Genomic DNA, 18,849 nt, shown 5'->3' with positions numbered 1-18,849 from the left:
GCGATACAGCGCTACTTCTTGCCCTGAGACGCTACTGCGGCAGCTCCTGCTGCCGCTGCCTCTGGATCGAGGTAGTAGGCCGGCTTGATCGGCATGAAGTTGTCGTCGAGCTCGTAGACCAACGGAATTCCGGTCGGAATGTTGAGGCTGGCGATCGCGTCATCCGAGATGCCATCAAGGTGCTTCACGAGCGCACGCAGCGAGTTGCCATGGGCCGTGACCAACACTGTCTTGCCAGCGGCGAGATCTTTCGTGATGTCAGATTCCCAGTAGGGAAGCATGCGGTCGATGACGAGTTTGAGACTTTCGGTGCGCGGAATTTCGCCGTCGATACCAACATAGCGGCGGTCGTGAACCTGGCTGTATTCAGCGTCGTCGCCCAATACGGGCGGCGGCACATCGAAGCTACGACGCCAGGTCATGAACTTCTCTTCGCCGAACTCCTCAAGAGTCTGGGCCTTGTCTTTGCCCTGCAGCGCGCCGTAGTGGCGCTCGTTGAGGCGCCAAGAACGCTTGACGGGTAGCCAGTCGAGGTCTGCGCCGGCGAGAGCGATGTTTGCGGTGTGGATTGCGCGCTTGAGCAGCGAGGTGTACTGAACATCAGGCTGCTTGTCGAAAGCGGCAATCATTTCGCCAGCGCGTGCGGCTTCGGCGCGGCCTTGATCGGTGAGCCCAACATCCACCCAGCCGGTGAAGAGGTTTTTCTGGTTCCATTCGGAGTTGCCGTGGCGCAACAAAATCAGGGTGTGAGTCATGTCTCAAGCGTACCGAGAACGGGCGGCAACCGCGTGCGCGTGACGTGCTCGTCGGCGAAAGCAGTCGGCGATCGGGGTACAGGCGCTAGCGCTTGACGGCGCCAAGTCGCGGCAGGCGCGGCACGTTCGCTTCGGCTCCAGCATCGGTGGGCACGATCACTTCTTGGGCTGCAGCAATTTCGCCGATGTCCGAAGCAACAGACAATGTTTCAGCGGCATCTACGCCGCGCTTGATTACGGCGAGCGCGATGGGGCCGAGTTCGAAGTGACGTGCCGAGGCAGTGACGGAACCAACAACTTTCTCGCCGAGGCTAACGTCTGCGCCAGGTTCGGGGAGCGCGCCTTCTGAACCGTCGAGGTGCAGCATGACGAGACGACGAGGCGGATGCCCGAGGTTGTGCACCTTGGCGACCGTCTCCTGGCCGCGGTAGCAGCCCTTGTTGAGGTGCACTGCGGAGCGCATCCAATCAAGTTCGTGCGGAAGACTCCGGTCATCGACTTCGGTACTGAAGCGCGGTCGCCACGCAGCGATGCGCAGAGCTTCGAACGCCAACGATCCAGAGGCCGCATAGTCGCTGAGGTCAGCGTCGATGGACACAAGTGTTTCTTGATAGCGCCAATTGGCGCCTGGATGCTGTTCGGCTCGCGAATATTGGTGACCACCACGGGCGATGCTTGCCCAGGAGTCGCTCCACACCAGCGGAACATCGTTCGAGACGGCCGCTGGAAGACTGACATCGCCGAAGCTGCCGAGTGTCAAAAAATCGTCGCTGCGATCGGCGATCTCAACCCGAAGCATGAAGCGCATGCGGTCGAGCCACTTGGCAAGGGCTTCGCGCTCGGAACCATCAACGAGTAGCCACGTCGCCTCAGAATCATCCATGACCCGCATCGCATGTTCGATTCGGCCGTTGGGGTTCAGCAGCAACGTCTCCGCGCTCTCGCCCGGCTTCAGGCCTGCGAGGGATTGTGTCGTGAGCGAGTCAAGCCATGTCAGCCTGTCGGGGCCAGTGATCGTAATAACGGCGCGATCGGCCAGCTCAACGATCGACTCCCCCGCAGCCAACGTGCGTTGCTCGCCGAATGGGTTGCCGTAGTGTTCCGGCGGGCTGCCGACAGCGCCGGGCCGAGAAGTAAAGGTGCTATTCGACACGAGCAAGCCGTCCTGACGCGTGAGTACGAAGGTCTTGGCCGAGGGCGGCGATATCCCACGCCCACAGCAGATGGGCATCCACTAATCCGTAGAGTCTTGTTGCTGCCGTGTAATCCTTGGCGCTCTCAGTGCGCATCACCGCGTCGGTAGCCAGATCGATGCGTGGCCCCTTCACCTCGCCGATGTAGAGCTCGCTGATTCCGCTGGGATGCACGATCGACACTTCGATTTCGAATCCGCCGTCAGCAGTGCGTAACTTTTCGACCTCGTCTGCCGTGCCGTACGGACGCTCACCGAAGGCGGGCAACAGGCCGGGACCGGGATCACCCTCGGATGCCGGGCGTCGAAGACGCCAATATCCGGTCTCGGTAACGTGCGGCGTCTTGCTGTCATCGAGCAACCACGTGTACGAGTTGTAGTTAAGGTGCGGCAGGCCATCGTGAGTGAAGCTGACGCGTTGACCGAACTCGACGCTGCGAGTCTCATCGCCAATCGTGTAATCGACGATGCCAGTGCCCTCCCACAAGCCGATCAGCCACGAAAGTGGCGCGAGTTCGGAGGGGCCGGAGGTGTCTAGCTCGATCACAGTTCGGCGCGGTTAGCGCTGGCCGCGAAACAGGTTGTAGACCACGACAACCGACACGTAGCCGATTGACAGCGTCGCGAGACCGAGAAGGCCGACGAAGAAGAGCTCAAGTGCGAGAAGCATGGTCTAATCCTAGCTGAGTACGAAGGCGCGAACTAAATGATGGCGAAAACTGCTGTTGCTACCGCAACGACGGCAAGAGCGCCAACAATGCTTGCTGTCGCGCGGGCCACGAATCGTTCTTTACGTTGGATAGCAATCTGAATCACGAAAGTTAACACAACGGCGCCGGCCAGAGTAATAGCCAACCAGGTAACACGCATGTCAGCGGATGCCGCTGCCCCGATGATGATTACGCCAACAAGGCTCAGGAACCACACGGGAACAACGCTCCACTTTTGCCAAGTCATATCCCTATCGTAGCGAAATCACATCGAATGGCGGCTGTGCACCGCGGCTCTGCGCGGCGGGTAGAATACCTTTCACGCAGTGGGGAGGCCAAACATGGCACACATCTTGATGCTTAGCTCTGCGCCCGATGCTGAACCACTACCCGCCCTGGGTTTGCTCAGTCATACGGTCGAAGTAGTCGTTGCAGCGCCTGCAACCCTTGTTGTCGCACCGACCACTGACCTCATCATCGTCGACGCGACCACTAATCTTGCCGCAGCCAAAGGCTTGTGCAACGTACTCCACACTGGCGGGCTATCGTGCCCGCTGTTCGTCGTTGTGACCGACGGGGGCATCGCCGCGGTCAACAGTCAGTGGCATCTCGATGACCTGTTGGTTGTCGGAGCCGGCCCCGCAGAAGTGGATGCCCGCATCCGCCTAGCGATGGCACGTCGCGAAGGTGAGAGTTCGGCATCCAAGATTCGGGCATCCGGAATCGTTATTGACGAAGCCAGCTACTCGGCTAAGGCCAAGGACCGTTCGCTCGACCTGACCTTCAAAGAGTTCGAACTGTTGCGCTTTCTGGCATCACACCCGTCTCATGTCTTCACTCGCGAACAACTGCTCAGTGAGGTGTGGGGTTACGACTACTTTGGCGGCACCCGCACGGTAGATGTGCACGTGCGCCGGCTGCGATCTAAACTCGGCGACCTCGAGTCCCTCATCGGCACGGTGCGCAACGTCGGGTATTGCTTCAACGTCGCCGAGGAACCAGACAAATCTGGTGTGATGACTACTCCGAGCCCGGCAGCCGACGCGATCGCCGCACCGCCAGTCGGCGGCGGTTCTGCCACGAGCTCCAGCACCGCTAGCGCCACCGCCACCGCCGACGCCATCCCCGTCACCGTCACGGTCGGTGAGGCCGCGGAATCGCGCCAAGTCGCCGTTTAGAGCTCCGTAGCCACGCCACATCTCCCCGCCGGGATGTGCGCGAGTTAATCAGTTGTTCATCGCGCAGTGGCAGGATGATCTAATGGAAAACGAAAGCGCGCTTGCCGATCCGAGCTCCGCGACTGATTCGCTCGACGAATACGACATCGACGAATCATCGAGCGTTGACGACGGCACCCTCATCTATGACCGCTACCTTGACCGCGAGCTGAGCTGGCTTGCCTTCAACCAGCGGGTACTTGAGCTAGCAGAAGACACGACTCTTCCCCTGCTCGAGCGCGCAAACTTCTTGGCCATTTTCGCCAGTAACCTCGATGAGTTCTTCATGGTGCGCGTTGCCGGCCTCAAACGCCGCATCGACACTGGCCTTGCCGTTCCCACCAACACTGGTCGCGCGCCCGTCGACGTGCTTGAAGAATTGAGCGCCGCCGCCCACGCCCTTCAGGAGCGTCACGCGGCCGAATTCCGCGACAGCGTGAAGCCAGCACTAGATGCCGAGGGCATCCACATCGAAACCTGGGCCGATCTCGGCCCGGAGGACCGCGAGCGCGTCCACGAGATCTTCTCCAACCAGATTTTCCCCGTGCTCATGCCACTGGCCGTCGACCCCGCGCATCCGTTCCCCTACATCTCAGGGCTCTCGCTCAACCTGTCGATTCGCGTGCGCAACCCCAAAACCAAAAAAGAAGAGTTCGCGCGACTGAAAGTGCCGAGCGTTCTGCCGCGCTTCATTCAGTTGCCAGATGACGGCAGCGACCAGCTGCGCTACATTCCGCTCGAGGATCTCATTTCGAACCACCTCGGGGCGCTGTTCCCCGGCATGGAAATTCTGGCGCACCACGAGTTCCGCGTCACCCGAAATGAAGACGTGAATGTTGACGAAGATGAGTCAGAAAACCTGATCAAGTCACTCGAAAAGCAGATTCTGAACCGCCGCTTCGGCCCGCCCATCCGGCTGGAGATCACGGACGATATGGATGACGTCACCCTCGGTCTTCTTGTGCGCGAGCTCAAGATCACCGAGCAAGAGGTCTACCGGCTGCCGGCACCGCTCAACCTGAGCGGACTCTTTCAGCTCACGAACATCGCTCGGCCGGCTCTCAAGTACCCGCGCCACGTTCCGATCACGAGCCCGAGTCTTATGCCGTCTGAGGGCAACGAGCGCGCTGACATTTTCCGAGCCATTGCGCGCAAGGACATTCTCTTGCACCACCCCTACGAGTCGTTTTCGACGAGCGTTCAATCGTTCCTCGAGCAGGCCGCGGCCGACCCTGATGTGCTGGCAATCAAGCAAACCCTGTACCGCACGAGCGGCGATAGCCCCATTGTCGAAGCGCTCATCGATGCCGCCGAAGCCGGCAAGGCTGTGCTCGCTCTTGTCGAAATTAAGGCACGTTTTGACGAAACAGCGAATATCTCGTGGGCGCGCAAGCTGGAGAAAGCTGGCGTGCACGTCGTCTATGGACTCGTCGGCCTCAAAACGCATTGCAAACTCGCACTCGTCGTACGTCAAGAAGAAGGCAAGCTTCGCCACTACGCCCATATCGGCACCGGAAACTACAATCCCAAGACCAGCCGCCTCTATGAAGACCTCGGCTTGCTCACGGCAGACGACCAAGTCGGAAAAGACCTCACTCGGCTCTTCAATGAGCTTTCGGGTTACGCGATCGAGAAGAAGTTCAAGCGACTGCTTGTTGCTCCGCGCCACTTGCGTAAGGGCCTGATCAAGCAAATCGAGAATGAAACCTCCAACGCCCGCGCTGGCCTCCCCTCTGGCATCCGGATCAAACTGAATTCGATGGTGGATGAGGCGATTATCGATGCCCTCTACCGCGCGAGCAATGAGGGAGTTCCTGTCGACATCGTCGTTCGCGGAATCTGCTCATTGCGCGCGGGAGTTCCTGGCCTCAGCGAGAACATTCGCGTGCGCTCGGTACTCGGCCGCTACCTCGAACACTCCCGTGTGTTCTCGTTTCACAACAATGGAGACCCACAAGTCTTCATTGGCAGCTCAGACATGATGCACCGCAATCTCGACCGCCGGGTCGAAGCACTCGTGCGCATTGTTGAACCGGAACACATCGCAGAACTCGACTACATCTTCGATCTCGCAGTCGATGAGACCACGGCATCTTGGTGGCTGAATCCTGACGGCGAATGGGTGCGTCACGGCCTGTCCGAGTCCGGCGAACCGCTCAACGACATGCAGAATGTTCTTATGAAGCGAATTACGCAGCGCAAACGAGGCGGAGCTCGCCGGTGACGTCAGCGAATACCCCAGTACTCGCCGCCGGCATTGTGTGCTGGCGAGTGGTCGATGGCAAGCCACGAGTGCTGCTGGTGCATCGCACCGTGCACAAAGATGTCTCATTGCCGAAAGGCAAAGTAGACCCGGGAGAGACATTGCCCGAGACGGCGGTTCGCGAAATTTGCGAAGAGACTGGCCTTCGTGTTGATCTCGGGGTGCCCCTCGGAAAAGTCCACTACACGCTGGCAAACGGCCGAGACAAGTACGTGCACTACTGGTCGGCCGAAGTAAACGACCACGACCTCGAGCGCGCCAAATTCACTCCCAACGATGAAATTTCGTCGCTGGAATGGTTGTCACTGTCGAAAGCACGCAAGAAGGTCAGCTACGACCACGACAGGGACGTGCTCGACCGCTTCGCCGCCCTGTATGACGCCGGCAATGCCCGTACGTTTGCGATTATCGCCGTACGCCACGGCAAAGCCGTTCCTGGCGAGACGTGGGACGGCCCCGATGCCACGCGTCCACTCATGCATCGCGGAAGTGAACAGGCCGCCATCATCGCCGGCGGCATTGCGGCCTACGCGCCCGAGCGCATCCTGAGCAGCACCGCCGCTCGCTGCCTTGCAACGATTGCCCCTCTTGCGGAACGAACTGAGCTCGATATCAAAGCAACAGATGACCTCAGCCAAGATGCCTATGTCGGAAACGGCAAAGCCGTGATGGCAATCGTGGCAAAACGGATCAAGAAGCAACAAACCACGGTGATGTGCAGCCACGGGCCCGTATTGCCGCAGATCATCAGTGCGCTCGCGGAAGCGTCGGCAACGAAGCCGGATGCTCAACTCCGCGCCGCCGCCATGCTCAGCACCGGCGACTTTTCGGTACTTCACTTTGCTCGAGACACCAAGAAAATTCGACTCGTCGCCGTCGAAACACACCAGCCCTAGACTTTAACGGGCAATGCTGAGGTTGCCGGGCGGTTAACTTCTGCCCAATTCGCGAGAGAATGGCGTGCACGTCAGTTTCTCGAAGGGACAGCAGTGAAGTTCACCCGCCTCGGCACCGTCAGCATCATCGCGATGACTACCGCTCTCACGCTCTCCGGATGCGTAACAGCACCCGTTGGCGACGGGACTGGACTCTCTGGCACCATTATTGGTGCTGGTGCGTCATCGCAGCAGTCTGCGCAAGAGTCGTGGGTTCGAGGCTTCCAGCTCGCTAACGTGCGGGCCACGGTTGAATATGATCCGATCGGCTCCGGCGGCGGTCGAGACACCTTCGTGGGTGGCGGCGCGGTGTTCGCAGCCTCAGACCGCGCGTTCACGGTCGATGAAATTGCGGAAAGCGACTTTGTGTCGTGCGTGCCTGGCACCGGCATCCTCGAAATTCCGGCCTATATCTCTCCCATCGCCATAATTTTCAGTCTCGAGGGAATCGATTCACTCAACCTCGATGCCGACACCATCGCGGCAATCTTTATGGGTGAAGTAAACCGCTGGGATGACGAGGCGATCGTCGAACAGAACCCGGGCGTCGAACTTCCTGATCAGCGAATCACCGCAGTGCATCGCGCAGACGACTCCGGCACGACAGCAAATTTCACGAGCTACCTGGCCGAAGCAGCACCCGGCACGTGGGATCTGGGCGACATCGAGAAGTGGCCGATTGAGCTCGGCGGAGAAGCCGCACCCCAAACATCCGGTGTTGTCGATGCGGTAACTAACGGAACTGGCACGATCGGTTACGCCGATGCCTCGCGCGCTGGCGACCTCGGCACAGTGGCAGTAAAAGTCGGCGAAGAGTACGTCTCCTACTCGCCAGAAGCTGCCGCCGCGATTGTCGATGTCTCGCCGTTCGGCGAAGGCCGTGGTGCAACAGACTTTGCCGTCGAGATCGACCGGGCTTCCACAGCATCCGGTGTCTACCCGGTCGTGCTGATCAGTTACCTCATCGCCTGCAACGAATATGTTTCGGCAGAGGACGTGGATGTTATCCGGGGCTACCTGGACTACGTGATCAGCCCAGAGGGCCAGCAGGCGGCCGCAGCCGGCGCCGGGTCTGCCCCAATCTCAGCAACTCTCTTTGACAAGGCGAACGCCGCAGTAGCGGCAATCAAGTAACCCGAGCGCGAGCTCGTCATCCCGCACAACCGGGGCTCTTCCGCATCATGTTGATGCGGCGTTTACCTGCCGTTTACCTAACAAGGTAATGGTGGTCACTAACGCTGCTTAGGTTTTCTATTTGGGTCGCACCGGCCCACAACCTGAAATCAACATTCCGAAGGGAAAACTGTGAACTTCAAGCGTCTTGGCACCATCGGTGCCATTGCTATCGCAGGCACCATCCTCCTCTCCTCGTGCGCAGCAGCAAGCGGCACCGAAGGCGAAGCAACTGGCTCCGACCTCACCGGAACTCTCGTCGGCGCAGGCGCGTCGTCACAGCAGTCAGCCCAAGAGGCCTGGGTTGCTGGATTCCAGACAGCCAACGAGAACGTCACCGTTGAGTACGACCCCATCGGCTCCGGCGGTGGACGCGACACGTTCATCGGTGGCGGAAGCCAATTCGCTGGCTCTGACCGTGCTTTCAAGAGCGAAGAGATTGACGAAGACAACTTCGCTTCGTGCGTTCCCGGCACTGGCATCCTCGAGATCCCTGCCTACATCTCGCCGATCGCGATCATTTTCAAGCTCGACGGTGTTGACTCGCTCAACCTTGACGCTGACACGATCGCCGGAATCTTCAACGGCACGATCACCAAGTGGAACGATGCAGCAATCGTTTCGCAGAACGACGGCGTAGAGCTTCCCGATCTCGGAATCACCCCCGTTCACCGTGCGGATGACTCGGGAACGACCGCGAACTTCACCGACTACCTGTCGGCTGCAGCTCCCTCGGTCTGGACCGTCGGCTCGATCGAAACTTGGCCGACCGAGTTCGGTGGCGAAGGTGCACCTCAGACCTCTGGTCTCGTTGACGCCGTCACTAACGGAACCGGAACCATTGGATACGCCGACGCGTCACGCGCCGGAGACCTCGGAACCGTCGCCGTCAAGGTCGGCGACGAATACGTTCCTTACTCCCCCGAAGCTGCAGCAGCAATCGTCGATGTCTCGCCGTTCGCTGAAGGCCGTGGCGAGACCGACTTCGCTGTCGAGCTCGACCGCGCATCCGACGAGTCAGGTGTCTACCCGGTCGTCCTGATCAGCTACCTCATCGCCTGCAACGAGTACGTCTCCAGCGAGAACGTTGACCTCGTCAAGGGCTACCTGAGCTACATCATCAGCGACGAAGGACAGAACACCGCGGCAGAATCTGCTGGTTCAGCTCCGATCTCCTCGACCCTGTTCGACAAGGCGCAGGCTGCCGTAGACGCCATCAAGTAACATCCTCAGTCTGCTTCGACCCCGTTGCCACAGGCAGCGGGGTCGGGCAGACTTTGCACTGCAAGAACCAGCACCATCCAGTCACCACGCACTAAACCAAGCCAGGGATAAGGGATACTCGACACATGACCTCGACTGCGGCTGCCCGTGTCCGCGCGAAGCAGCGCCCCGGAGACCGCCTCTTCTCCGGGACCGCCCTCACCGCTGGCGCGCTCATCCTCGCGATCCTCGCAGCAGTCGCTGCCTTCCTCGTTATTCAAGGCGTACCGGGAATCACCGCGGATCCCGAAAAAACTACCCTCCTCGAGGGCACAAACTTCTGGGCCTACGTTGGCCCGCTTGTCTTCGGAACACTGTGGTCTGCAGCGCTCGCCCTCATGATGGCCGTTCCAATTGCTATCGGCATCGCGCTTTTTATCTCGCACTACGCTCCCCGCCCACTCGCGGCAACGCTCGGCTACATCATCGACCTACTCGCCGCTGTTCCCTCGGTAGTGTTCGGCCTCTGGGGCGGCAACGTGCTCGCCGTGGGAGTTCAGCCGTTCTATTCCTGGCTCGTCGAGAACTTCAGCTGGATCCCGTTCTTCGCCGGTCCAGCATCCGGCACCGGCCGCACGGTCCTCACCGCATCCATCGTGCTCGCCGTTATGGTGTTGCCCATCATTACGGCCATCTGCCGTGAAGTCTTCCTGCAGACCCCCGTGCTTCACGAAGAAGCCGCACTCGCCCTCGGCGCTACACGCTGGGAAATGATCAAGATAGCGGTGCTGCCCTTCGGACGTGCCGGTATCGTCTCTGGCGCGATGCTCGGCTTGGGTCGTGCCCTGGGAGAAACAATGGCCGTTGCCATGGTGCTCTCCGCGTCAAATGTCATCACCTTCAACGTGGTCAGTTCAACTAACCCGTCGACGATCGCGGCAAACATTGCGCTGAGTTTCCCTGAGGCTTACGGACTCAACGTCAATGTGCTCATCGCAACCGGCCTCATCCTCTTTGCCATCACCCTGATCGTCAACACGATCGCGCGCTACATCGTCAACCGCCGCAAGGAATTTTCGGGAGCGAACTGATGACCACCACCACACCAGCACGCGCTATCGAGAACGCCTACGTCGCCGGGCAGCTACCCCGTTGGGCACCCGTCGTGATGCTCATCAGCAGTCTCGCGACCGCTGTCATCATCTTCCTGTTCATTCGGGCCGCCCAAACCGAAGGCGAATTCAACATCGTCGGCGCAGTCCTCTCCGGCGTTGTGCTCTACGCCGTAGTGCTCACCACCGTCTCACGGCTCGTCGAAGGCCACCGTCGCGCCACAGACCGGCTCGTAACTACCCTGGTGACGCTCGCCTTCGTTATCGCGCTGCTGCCTCTCATCTCGCTGCTCTACACGGTTGCCGTCAATGGTGCAGCTCGCTTTGACCTCGACTTCTTCACGCTGTCACTTCGCAACGTCGTCGGAGAAGGTGGAGGCGCCGCGCACGCCATCATCGGCACCCTCGAGATGACCCTGGCGGCATCCATCATCTCGGTGCCCATCGGTCTCATGACCTCCATCTACCTCGTCGAGTACGGTCGCGGGCGTCTCGCCCAAGCCATTACCTTCTTCGTGGATGTCATGACCGGCATCCCGTCGATCGTCGCCGGACTCTTCGCTTACTCCCTCATCGTGCTGATCTTCGGGCCCGGCGTGCGCATCGGAATTGCCGGCGCCCTCGCGCTCTCCGTGCTCATGATTCCCGTGGTCGTGCGCTCAAGCGAAGAAATGCTGCGGCTCGTTCCCAACGAACTGCGTGAGGCCGCATTTGCGCTCGGCGTGCCCAAATGGCTGACCGTCATGAAAGTTGTGCTGCCGACATCCATCGCCGGAATCACTACTGGGGTGATGCTCTCCATCGCCCGCGTAATCGGTGAAACCGCGCCGCTTCTTGTTGCAGCAGGCTTCACTAACAACTTCAACTACTCCCTGTTCAGTGACCGCATGCAGAGCTTGCCCGTCTTCGTGTACAGCTCGTACATCTCACAGGGCACCGACGCCCAGGCCTACATCGATCGGGCGTGGGCTGGAGCACTCACCCTCATCCTGATCGTGATGGCACTCAATCTCCTGGCACGCATCATCGCCAAGATCTTCGCCCCCAAGACCGGTCGATAACCGAAGGAACCCTATTCGTGTCTAAGCGCATCGAAGTCAATGATCTCAACGTCTACTACAGCAAGTTTCGCGCTGTAGAAGGTGTAACTCTCACGATTGAGCCCCGCACCGTTACCGCCTTTATTGGCCCGTCTGGTTGCGGTAAATCAACATTCCTGCGCACCCTGAACCGGATGCACGAAGTGATCCCCGGAGCGTACGTTGAGGGCGAAGTGCTCATCGACGGCAACAACCTTTACGCTCCCGGCGTTGACCCCGTGAGCGTGCGACGTCAAGTAGGTATGGTCTTTCAACGACCCAACCCGTTCCCCACAATGTCGATCCGCGACAACGTGATTGCTGGTGTGAAGCTCAACAACTCACGCATGAGCAAGAGCGACGCCGACGACCTCGTCGAACAATCCCTCATCGGCGCGAACCTCTGGCAAGAAGTCAAAGAACGCCTCGACAAGCCCGGATCTGGCCTCTCTGGCGGACAGCAGCAACGGCTCTGCATCGCACGTGCCATCGCTGTGAAGCCCGACGTTGTACTGATGGACGAGCCGTGTTCGGCCCTCGACCCCATCTCGACACTCGCCATTGAAGACCTCATCGAGGAACTCAAGCAGGACTACACAATCGTGATCGTGACGCACAACATGCAGCAGGCCGCACGCGTGTCTGACCGCACCGCGTTCTTCAACATCGCGGGAACCGGCCATCCAGGCAAGCTCATCGAATACGACGACACCAACACCATGTTCTCGAACCCCAGCGTTCAGGCGACCGAAGACTACGTCTCCGGCAAATTCGGCTAACGAGCCTTCTCGATTACAGAGAAAAGCCCCCGCGCCTATTGGCCGGGGGCTTTTCTATTGGTGCCTAAATCATGTTCGTTGCGCGAACTCTGTTTGGTGCGCGATCTGCTCGGGCGTTGACTGCTACGCGGTTTCGAAGACGACGATGGGCTCCGTCGTTGGCGCGTCAGATCCACCCTTGGGCTCGATCGTCACACCGACCACATCGCCGGAAGCCATATCGCCGTCCAAGACGCGCCACGTGGGGCCATCTTCAGCGGCATGCATGAGGCCGGCCGGGCGTGCACCAGACTCGTCGATGTACCAGAGTTCGTAAACCTGATCGGCGGAAAGAGCCTCAAGGCCATCGACGATGACGACGGATGACGCGAGCTCTTCCGACCACACGAAAGTGGCTGTAGCCCCACCAGCCACCGTCGAGACCAGACGCTGCGAATCACTTGCCGCGTTGATAGCGGCAAGCTGGTCAGCCTGCTGCGAAGCGAAGCTTGTTTGCTCGAGGGAGGCACGACCGATCGAATCGGCTACAACACCACCGGCAACGATGAGTGCAACTGCTGCCGCGACGGCAGCAAGAGCAGTAGCGGGGCGAGTGAACCAGCGCGCCTGAGCTTTAGCCTCAGCACGAGACGCGGGGGTCGCCGACGCCGGCTGCGCGGTGTTCGACTGCTCAGTACTTGACTGCTCAGCAGAATCTTCACCAGCGAACGAAACCGATGCTGCCAGCGGCGTTACCGCTGCGATCGGGGCGGCTGCGACATCCACACTGGGTGCTTCGTCTGCCTCCGGCTGCGTGTCGACCTCACGAGGCAACTGCGGTGTCTGCGCAATCATCGCCATGAGGTTGGCCTTGAGCGCTGGTGGCGGCGTGACCGGATCAATGGCCATACCAAGCACTACTGCGGTGTCAGAAAGTTCGGTGGTTTCGGTGCGGGTTTCGTCGGAAGCAGCGAGGTGCTTTTCGAAGGCTTCGCGCTCTTCTGGGGTCAACGCGTTGAGAGCGTAGGCGCCAGACTGGGCGGCGAGATCGTCGTTGCGGTCGTTCATGATGCCACCCCCATTTCGTCGCGCAAGCGAATCATTCCATCACGTAGTCGGGTTTTGACAGTGCCGACAGGAACCTTAAGCATGGTCGCCACCTCACTGTGGCTATAGCCGCCGTAGTACGCAAGGGAGACAGCTTGGCGCTGGAATTCAGTCAGTCGGGACATGGCCTTCTCTACCCTTTCGTGTTCGAGTCGGACTTCAATGGTTTCTGAGACGTGATCGTAGTCCGGGTTGTGATCACGGATGCCGATACGAACGTCGCGGTCGCGGGACGACTGCGATGCACGTACACGGTCAACAGTTCGGCGGTGAGCCATGGTGAGAATCCAGCTGACCGCGGCGCCCTTATTCGAATCGAATCGGGTTGCGGTTTGCCAGATCTCTAAGAAGATTTCTTGCGTCACTTCTTCGGACTGCGAATGGTCGCGCAGGAGCCTCTTGACGAGTCCAAAAACTCGAGGGGCTAGCTGGTCGTATAGCTCGCTAAATGCGGCCTGGTCACCAGTGGCGACACGCTCAAGCAGGTCTTGCGGGCTCGTGGCAGGCACACCCGGTTCTTCAGGCGTAGCGCCGACATCAGCTTCACGAGACATAAGGACTAGCATGACAGGTTCCTGTGCTCCTTCATCGCAGTTCGTGTGGTTCAGCAGCGAATCTTCAGTCAGTGGATGCTGGGCCGACGATGGTTGTCGTCAGTTACTTTCACTGGTGAGTAATTCGGTGCCCTCAACCAACTGGATTGGTTAGTGCAGAAATCGGGCAAGCGCGGGCCGGGCGGAAACACTCAGAATGTCTCCTGGGCGCGAAAAAGCCGAGCCACAGAGAACGCCTCACGACGCAGGGCCGCTCTAAGCGGCTAATTTTGGAGCCCGGGGTTACTGTGGCCCGGCAACGAAAAGCTTAGCAAAAGGCTGGCTGTGTGACACCTTGGAGCCTCCAATTGGGGACAGTGTTCGCGGGCAGCGGAGGCCGGCTCTTACTCCGTCCGTAGGGCTGCGGGCTGCATAGGAACGGTTGCTAGTCGAGAGACCCAGCCCGGAAGAGTTTGGCGCAGGCGGTGAACTCTTGCCCCATTAACGAGAACCGAGCGGCTCGGGTCGTCAGTTCGCTCGCCCGCTCGGGGTTTAACAATTCTTGATCGTCAGCGACACTGCCGGCCCCCGACGCCAGGATGCGACTAAAGGAACCTGCTCGATCAAGTGCGACACCGAAGTCACCCTGAAAAAGACCACGGAGAATCTGGTCAGCAAGATCCTTGATCTCATTAGGTCCGGTCGGGTTCACCGCACCCGTCACAGCCGCATCAATAGTGGGAAGCGTGTCAATGCCACGCTGAAAGAGAAGGCTCGTGCCCACAGCATCCTGTTGAATAACGGCCCTCAACAAATAGATGCGCCAGAGTGCGCCGGGGAGACTGCCGGGGCTTGAGCGTGACCACAACTCCGCGAGCGCATCGATGCCGTGCTTGTCGGTATAGGCGACGATTCGATCGAGCACGGCAGGGTCATCCGTGTCGCGTGCACCATCAAGCAGCGCGTGGGCTGTATCGTGGGCTGCGCGCATTATTTGGGCGGGATCTTGTCCCCCCTCATATGTGTCAAACTTATCTGTCGAGTACTGCGTGGGCTTATGGAAATTTTCGGCCATAAGATCACGGTACGCTTAACATGTAGGGCCTGTAGCTCAGTTGGTAGAGCATCGGACTTTTAATCCGCGGGTCCCGGGTTCGAGTCCCGGCGGGCCCACATTTTTCTTCGCGTTCGAGGTAGCTTGTTGCGATTCTTCTCCGCTTTGCGGAGCGTGCCGCGGTTAGGCTCCTGACCATGGAGTTATGGGATCTCGAGGGAACGAACTATCTCAGTATCGAGCCTATGGCTTACCAGTTTGAGGATGTACGCGTCGATCCCTACGACGCCAACTGGCTTTTGATTGACGGGCGCGCGCGGTGCGGCACCGAAGAATGGAACTTCCTCGAGCCCTGCTTGCTGGTGGATGAGGCACACAGCCTGGGCACGTGGTTGACGCGTGCCGCCCACGGGCTTATTGAGCCGATGGAGTTGAGCGGTGCAGGTGCGCAGGAGCCCACCATTTCTCACGTCGAACCGAACCTTGGATTTGGCCTCGTGAGCTTTGCTCCCGCTGCCGTCGTGATCCGCGCGTTCCTCTGGTTAGAGTCACAACCGCCGAGCGTGACGAGCGACAGGGAGTTCTTCATGGATCTCACAATCGCGCCGGGTGACATCAAGCACGCAGTCGCGGCGTGGGAGACGGAACTCGCCGAGTTCCCTGCACGCTCCTAGTCTCCGCAAGACAGGCTCGCTGGAGTTAGCATGGCTCGCGGCGGTTCCACGTTACTCACTCGTGCCGCAGCAAAGGAGCCCACTATGTCATCCACTCCCCTTCGCATCGCCGTCACCGGAGGAAACGGCAAGCTCGGGCGGGCGACCGTTGCCGGCTTGCGTGCTGCCGGCCACACCGTGATCGTGCTCGACATGGCTGGCCCCGACCGTAGCCAGTTCACCTACGTCGACCTCACCAATTACGGCCAGGTCGTGGATGCTCTCGCTGGCGTCAACGACCGCCATGAGGGTCTGGATGCTGTCGCCCACCTCGGTGCGATCCCCGCGCCGGGTCTGTGGTCGGATGCCGCCACATTCCACAACAACATGAATGCCACCTTCAACGTGTTTCAAGCGTGCAAGCGGCTGGGCATCAAGACAATCGCGTACGCCTCAAGCGAGACCGTGCTCGGGCTGCCGTTCGAGACTCCCCCGCCCTACATTCCGCTCGACGAAGAGTACGAGACACGGCCAGAGTCGACGTACTCGATGGTGAAACACCTTGAAGAAGAGATGGCGCGAAAGTTCGTGCGCTGGGACCCACCCCTCAGCATCAGCGCGCTGCGTTTCTCGAACGTGATGGACCCGGCTGACTACGCCGAATTCCCCAGCTTCGACGCGGATGCCCGGCAGCGCTCCTGGAACCTGTGGGGCTACATCGACGCCCGCGACGGCGCCAACGCCATCCGCTTGGCACTGGAAACCTCCCGCCCCGGCTATGACGTCTTCAACATCTTCGCCGCCGACACCGTCATGTCACGGCCGAATGCTGAACTAGTGGCCGAGGTGTTCCCTGATGTCGAGATTCGCGGCGAGCTGGGCGTCAACACGTCGCTGACCTCAATTGCCAAAGCTGAGCGGTTGCTCGGCTGGGTGCCGCAGCACAGCTGGCGCGACTAGCAGCGGTAAAGGTCGCTTCGTTGAGTCTCTAGCCAATCCCGCTGATGGCCGCCACGATTAGAGAGGTCACGGCCGGGAGCACATAAACGTATGCCACAACAGCTATTCCGAGCGTCACAACGGCGGCCCACAGCAATCGCCGTCGTCGCGCGGAGACCACCTGCCTGTCGAGGACACGAAAGCGATCGAGATAAGTCGGGTCGATGGTGAGGTCCGCACTGGGATGCCAAGTTCGAGGATCTACAGCGGCTGCCGAGATGCGTTGCACGGTTTTGGCGGAGAGCACCGGCGGGCGATGTTTGAGCCACCGAGGCACACGTCGGGCATCCATCACACTGACATCTTTGGGCCGTTGCTTGAAGGTGAACGATGACGCACCAACTACGGCAATAACCGGATGGGCCACGATGGAGCTGCCCGTGACGACCGACAGCAGCTTGGAGGCGCGTTTCGCCTCATGGCGAGAATTGCGCAGGTGGTCAGATTTTTGGCCCGCGACCAGCAGTATGCGCTCGCCGACCCAGATTTTTTTGCGCTCGTGCCGTTTGGTATTGATCGTGAAAACTCCGCCAGGACCGACGATTACATGGTCAATATCGCTTTCGCCAGTGCCGACCGGCACCGCGTGCAACACCAACCATTCGGGGCCAAGCTGCGAGAGCAACTCCCCCATCTTGAGTTCGCCGTGCGCCCCCGAAAACCAGCTTTCAGCATCCGGATGCACGGGGCTCACCCCCATCATCCGCCGGAACTTATTTCGCGGCACAGCGTCGGCCTGCACTCGGAACAGCTCGGTAATCATCGAATATGCCACCGGGCGGGTGGCTAAGGTCTCTGGCTGAGTCGCAACATCCCCTGCGTGCCCAATATCGTGGATCATTGCTGCCCTCCCGCCTCCTACCAACGCTCTCAAGTCGAGACTATCTCGTTTGTGGGAACGCTTTCAGCCCCCGAAAGGGCCACTTTGAGACCACTTCGAATTCGCCAGTAGCGGAACGCCCCCAAATCGGGCCACAACCTCTCGCCAAAACCGCGCAGTTCCAGGGGCACGCCGCAACTTGCCGCAGGATGTTCACCCGCCATCCATACAGAAGTGTTGGACTGGTGACATGACCGGCTACGCGTCGCAGTATCCACGGCCCGACCATTTCGTGTTGCATTTGAGTGACACGCACTTTTTGGCGGATGGGGGAAAGCTCTACGACTCCCTTGATAGCGAAGTGAAGCTACGGCAGCTGTTCGCCGAACTCGAAGCATCCGGCTCCCGGCCTGAAGCAATTGTTTTCACGGGTGACCTCGCCGACAAGGGCGATCCTGCCGCCTACCGCGAGATTCGCGACATCGTTGAACCTGCTGCTCACCGCTTAGGTGCGCGCATCGTCTGGTTGATGGGAAACCACGACGACCGTGCCAACTTTCGCACCACCCTGCTCGACGCACCTGCCACCACAGATCCGATCGACGATGTCATCGACATCAACGGGTTGCGCATCATCACCCTCGACTCCACCGTGCCCGGCCACCACTACGGCCATGTGACGGATGCCCAACTGCTGTGGCTGCAAAACGTGCTCGCCACCCCGGCACCCCACGGCACCATTCTCGCCATGCACCACCCCCCGGTACCTGCCGTGCTTGACCTCGCCGTGACGGTGGAACTGCGCGGCCAAAAAGAGCTAGCTGCGGTCATCCGTGGCAGTGACATCCGCAGCATCATCGCCGGACACCTGCACTACTCCACATCGGCAACATTTGCCGGCATCCCCGTCTCGGTCGCTTCAGCGACCTGCTACACGCAAGACCTCAACGTTCCCGTCGGAGGAACCAGAGGACGGGATGGTGCGCAGTCATTCAATCTGGTGCACGTTTATGACGAGACCGTATTGCATTCGGTAGTGCCCCTCGGCGACTACGGCAGCCTTGCCTATGTGACCGCTGAAGAGACGGCAGACATTTTGGAAAAGGAGGGCATTACCATCGCCCCCGCCACCAACCCTCACGTTGTCGCCCACGAGCTTGCTCCCAGCGACACTTCAGCTGACGCGGAAATTGTCACCAAAGAAAACGCAGCGACCCTCGCCGCGTAACTGAACTCGCTGAAGTAGCCGGACTCGCCGAGTTCGCTGGACTCGCCGAGTTCGCTGG

The 18,849-nt window shown here is 59.9% G+C and carries 19 protein-coding genes and 1 tRNA gene; 12 read left to right on the top strand and 8 right to left on the bottom strand.

What is annotated here, in order from left to right:
• Nucleotides 1-11: 11 nt before the first annotated feature.
• From FFT87_RS05790 to FFT87_RS05775, 4 genes are all read right to left on the bottom strand, one after another.
• Complete coding sequence (locus FFT87_RS05790) at nucleotides 12-755, bottom strand: phosphoglyceromutase (RefSeq protein WP_219950375.1); 744 nt, start codon at nucleotides 753-755, stop codon at nucleotides 12-14.
• An 85-nt stretch (nucleotides 756-840) separates the two neighbouring features.
• Nucleotides 841-1,908 carry a folate-binding protein YgfZ gene (locus FFT87_RS05785; protein ID WP_255560081.1) on the bottom strand — a complete coding sequence of 356 codons (1,068 nt, stop codon included), beginning with the start codon at nucleotides 1,906-1,908 and terminating at the stop codon, nucleotides 841-843.
• On the bottom strand, nucleotides 1,898-2,494 hold the full coding sequence (locus FFT87_RS05780; RefSeq protein ID WP_219950373.1) for an FABP family protein: 597 nt from the start codon (nucleotides 2,492-2,494) through the stop codon (nucleotides 1,898-1,900). Before FFT87_RS05780 ends, FFT87_RS05785 begins: the two co-directional genes overlap by 11 nt.
• A 155-nt stretch (nucleotides 2,495-2,649) precedes the next feature.
• Nucleotides 2,650-2,904 (bottom strand): hypothetical protein, encoded by a 255-nt coding sequence (locus FFT87_RS05775; protein WP_219950372.1) that lies wholly within the window; start codon nucleotides 2,902-2,904, stop codon nucleotides 2,650-2,652.
• A gap of 94 nt (nucleotides 2,905-2,998) precedes the next feature.
• On the opposite strand from FFT87_RS05775, the gene FFT87_RS05770 reads away from it, so the two are divergent.
• The 8 genes from FFT87_RS05770 (at nucleotide 2,999) to pstB (ending at nucleotide 12,418) form a co-directional block, all read left to right on the top strand.
• Nucleotides 2,999-3,835 (top strand): response regulator transcription factor, encoded by an 837-nt coding sequence (locus tag FFT87_RS05770; RefSeq protein ID WP_219950371.1) that lies wholly within the window; start codon nucleotides 2,999-3,001, stop codon nucleotides 3,833-3,835.
• An 82-nt stretch (nucleotides 3,836-3,917) separates the two neighbouring features.
• The gene (locus FFT87_RS05765) at nucleotides 3,918-6,098 is read left to right on the top strand and encodes an RNA degradosome polyphosphate kinase (RefSeq protein WP_219950370.1); all 2,181 of its coding nucleotides are present in this window, start codon (nucleotides 3,918-3,920) and stop codon (nucleotides 6,096-6,098) included.
• A complete protein-coding gene (locus tag FFT87_RS14695; protein ID WP_219950369.1) occupies nucleotides 6,095-7,033 on the top strand; it encodes an NUDIX domain-containing protein in 939 nt (312 codons plus the stop codon). Before FFT87_RS05765 ends, FFT87_RS14695 begins: the two co-directional genes overlap by 4 nt.
• Nucleotides 7,034-7,126: 93 nt before the next feature.
• Nucleotides 7,127-8,206, top strand: a complete 1,080-nt coding sequence (locus tag FFT87_RS05755) for a phosphate ABC transporter substrate-binding protein PstS (protein ID WP_219950368.1) — start codon at nucleotides 7,127-7,129, stop codon at nucleotides 8,204-8,206.
• Between the two features lie 171 nt (nucleotides 8,207-8,377).
• Nucleotides 8,378-9,469 (top strand): phosphate ABC transporter substrate-binding protein PstS, encoded by a 1,092-nt coding sequence (locus FFT87_RS05750; RefSeq protein ID WP_219950367.1) that lies wholly within the window; start codon nucleotides 8,378-8,380, stop codon nucleotides 9,467-9,469.
• Between the two features lie 125 nt (nucleotides 9,470-9,594).
• Complete coding sequence (pstC, locus tag FFT87_RS05745) at nucleotides 9,595-10,539, top strand: phosphate ABC transporter permease subunit PstC (RefSeq protein ID WP_219950366.1); 945 nt, start codon at nucleotides 9,595-9,597, stop codon at nucleotides 10,537-10,539.
• Complete coding sequence (pstA, locus tag FFT87_RS05740; RefSeq protein WP_219950365.1) at nucleotides 10,539-11,621, top strand: phosphate ABC transporter permease PstA; 1,083 nt, start codon at nucleotides 10,539-10,541, stop codon at nucleotides 11,619-11,621. The genes pstC and pstA overlap by 1 nt, the downstream gene beginning before the upstream one ends.
• A 17-nt stretch (nucleotides 11,622-11,638) precedes the next feature.
• On the top strand, nucleotides 11,639-12,418 hold the full coding sequence (pstB, locus tag FFT87_RS05735) for a phosphate ABC transporter ATP-binding protein PstB (RefSeq protein WP_219950364.1): 780 nt from the start codon (nucleotides 11,639-11,641) through the stop codon (nucleotides 12,416-12,418).
• Nucleotides 12,419-12,541: 123 nt separating this feature from the next.
• Here the strand turns inward: pstB and FFT87_RS05730 are convergent, their stop codons facing one another.
• The 3 genes from FFT87_RS05730 to FFT87_RS05720 all read right to left on the bottom strand — a co-directional run bounded on the left by FFT87_RS05730 (nucleotide 12,542) and on the right by FFT87_RS05720 (nucleotide 15,112).
• Complete coding sequence (locus tag FFT87_RS05730; protein ID WP_219950363.1) at nucleotides 12,542-13,465, bottom strand: anti-sigma factor domain-containing protein; 924 nt, start codon at nucleotides 13,463-13,465, stop codon at nucleotides 12,542-12,544.
• Nucleotides 13,462-14,058 (bottom strand): sigma-70 family RNA polymerase sigma factor, encoded by a 597-nt coding sequence (locus tag FFT87_RS05725; protein ID WP_255560080.1) that lies wholly within the window; start codon nucleotides 14,056-14,058, stop codon nucleotides 13,462-13,464. The genes FFT87_RS05730 and FFT87_RS05725 overlap by 4 nt, the downstream gene beginning before the upstream one ends.
• A gap of 424 nt (nucleotides 14,059-14,482) precedes the next feature.
• Nucleotides 14,483-15,112 carry a DNA-directed RNA polymerase subunit beta gene (locus tag FFT87_RS05720; RefSeq protein ID WP_219950361.1) on the bottom strand — a complete coding sequence of 210 codons (630 nt, stop codon included), beginning with the start codon at nucleotides 15,110-15,112 and terminating at the stop codon, nucleotides 14,483-14,485.
• Between the two features lie 25 nt (nucleotides 15,113-15,137).
• On the opposite strand from FFT87_RS05720, the gene FFT87_RS05715 reads away from it, so the two are divergent.
• From FFT87_RS05715 to FFT87_RS05705, 3 genes are all read left to right on the top strand, one after another.
• Nucleotides 15,138-15,210, top strand: a tRNA-Lys gene (locus FFT87_RS05715).
• Nucleotides 15,211-15,288: 78 nt separating this feature from the next.
• Nucleotides 15,289-15,765 (top strand): hypothetical protein, encoded by a 477-nt coding sequence (locus FFT87_RS05710; protein WP_219950360.1) that lies wholly within the window; start codon nucleotides 15,289-15,291, stop codon nucleotides 15,763-15,765.
• Between the two features lie 84 nt (nucleotides 15,766-15,849).
• Nucleotides 15,850-16,704, top strand: a complete 855-nt coding sequence (locus FFT87_RS05705; protein WP_219950359.1) for an NAD(P)-dependent oxidoreductase — start codon at nucleotides 15,850-15,852, stop codon at nucleotides 16,702-16,704.
• A 28-nt stretch (nucleotides 16,705-16,732) separates the two neighbouring features.
• On the opposite strand, the gene FFT87_RS05700 is transcribed toward FFT87_RS05705, so the two are convergent.
• Nucleotides 16,733-17,584, bottom strand: a complete 852-nt coding sequence (locus FFT87_RS05700) for a nuclease-related domain-containing protein (RefSeq protein WP_219950358.1) — start codon at nucleotides 17,582-17,584, stop codon at nucleotides 16,733-16,735.
• A 229-nt stretch (nucleotides 17,585-17,813) separates the two neighbouring features.
• On the opposite strand from FFT87_RS05700, the gene FFT87_RS05695 reads away from it, so the two are divergent.
• On the top strand, nucleotides 17,814-18,791 hold the full coding sequence (locus tag FFT87_RS05695) for a phosphodiesterase (RefSeq protein ID WP_219950357.1): 978 nt from the start codon (nucleotides 17,814-17,816) through the stop codon (nucleotides 18,789-18,791).
• Nucleotides 18,792-18,849: the final 58 nt, after the last annotated feature.

The sequence above is a fragment of the Salinibacterium sp. M195 genome (assembly GCF_019443965.1).
Lineage (GTDB): Bacteria > Actinomycetota > Actinomycetes > Actinomycetales > Microbacteriaceae > Rhodoglobus.
The sequence above is the reverse complement of the archived record's forward strand: the minus strand, read 5'-3'. Positions and strand labels throughout refer to the sequence as shown.

What these genes read in the sequence shown, in the direction of transcription:
- FFT87_RS05695 (WP_219950357.1), top strand. Translation starts at nt 17,814, where the DNA reads ATGACCGGCTACGCGTCGCAGTATCCACGGCCCGACCATTTCGTGTTG.
- FFT87_RS05730 (WP_219950363.1), bottom strand. Translation starts at nt 13,465, where the DNA reads ATGAACGACCGCAACGACGATCTCGCCGCCCAGTCTGGCGCCTACGCT.
- FFT87_RS05770 (WP_219950371.1), top strand. Translation starts at nt 2,999, where the DNA reads ATGGCACACATCTTGATGCTTAGCTCTGCGCCCGATGCTGAACCACTA.
- pstA (WP_219950365.1), top strand. Translation starts at nt 10,539, where the DNA reads ATGACCACCACCACACCAGCACGCGCTATCGAGAACGCCTACGTCGCC.
- FFT87_RS05790 (WP_219950375.1), bottom strand. Translation starts at nt 755, where the DNA reads ATGACTCACACCCTGATTTTGTTGCGCCACGGCAACTCCGAATGGAAC.
- FFT87_RS05775 (WP_219950372.1), bottom strand. Translation starts at nt 2,904, where the DNA reads ATGACTTGGCAAAAGTGGAGCGTTGTTCCCGTGTGGTTCCTGAGCCTT.
- FFT87_RS05765 (WP_219950370.1), top strand. Translation starts at nt 3,918, where the DNA reads ATGGAAAACGAAAGCGCGCTTGCCGATCCGAGCTCCGCGACTGATTCG.
- FFT87_RS05710 (WP_219950360.1), top strand. Translation starts at nt 15,289, where the DNA reads ATGGAGTTATGGGATCTCGAGGGAACGAACTATCTCAGTATCGAGCCT.
- FFT87_RS05700 (WP_219950358.1), bottom strand. Translation starts at nt 17,584, where the DNA reads ATGATCCACGATATTGGGCACGCAGGGGATGTTGCGACTCAGCCAGAG.
- FFT87_RS05725 (WP_255560080.1), bottom strand. Translation starts at nt 14,058, where the DNA reads ATGTCTCGTGAAGCTGATGTCGGCGCTACGCCTGAAGAACCGGGTGTG.
- FFT87_RS05705 (WP_219950359.1), top strand. Translation starts at nt 15,850, where the DNA reads ATGTCATCCACTCCCCTTCGCATCGCCGTCACCGGAGGAAACGGCAAG.
- pstC (WP_219950366.1), top strand. Translation starts at nt 9,595, where the DNA reads ATGACCTCGACTGCGGCTGCCCGTGTCCGCGCGAAGCAGCGCCCCGGA.
- FFT87_RS05720 (WP_219950361.1), bottom strand. Translation starts at nt 15,112, where the DNA reads ATGGCCGAAAATTTCCATAAGCCCACGCAGTACTCGACAGATAAGTTT.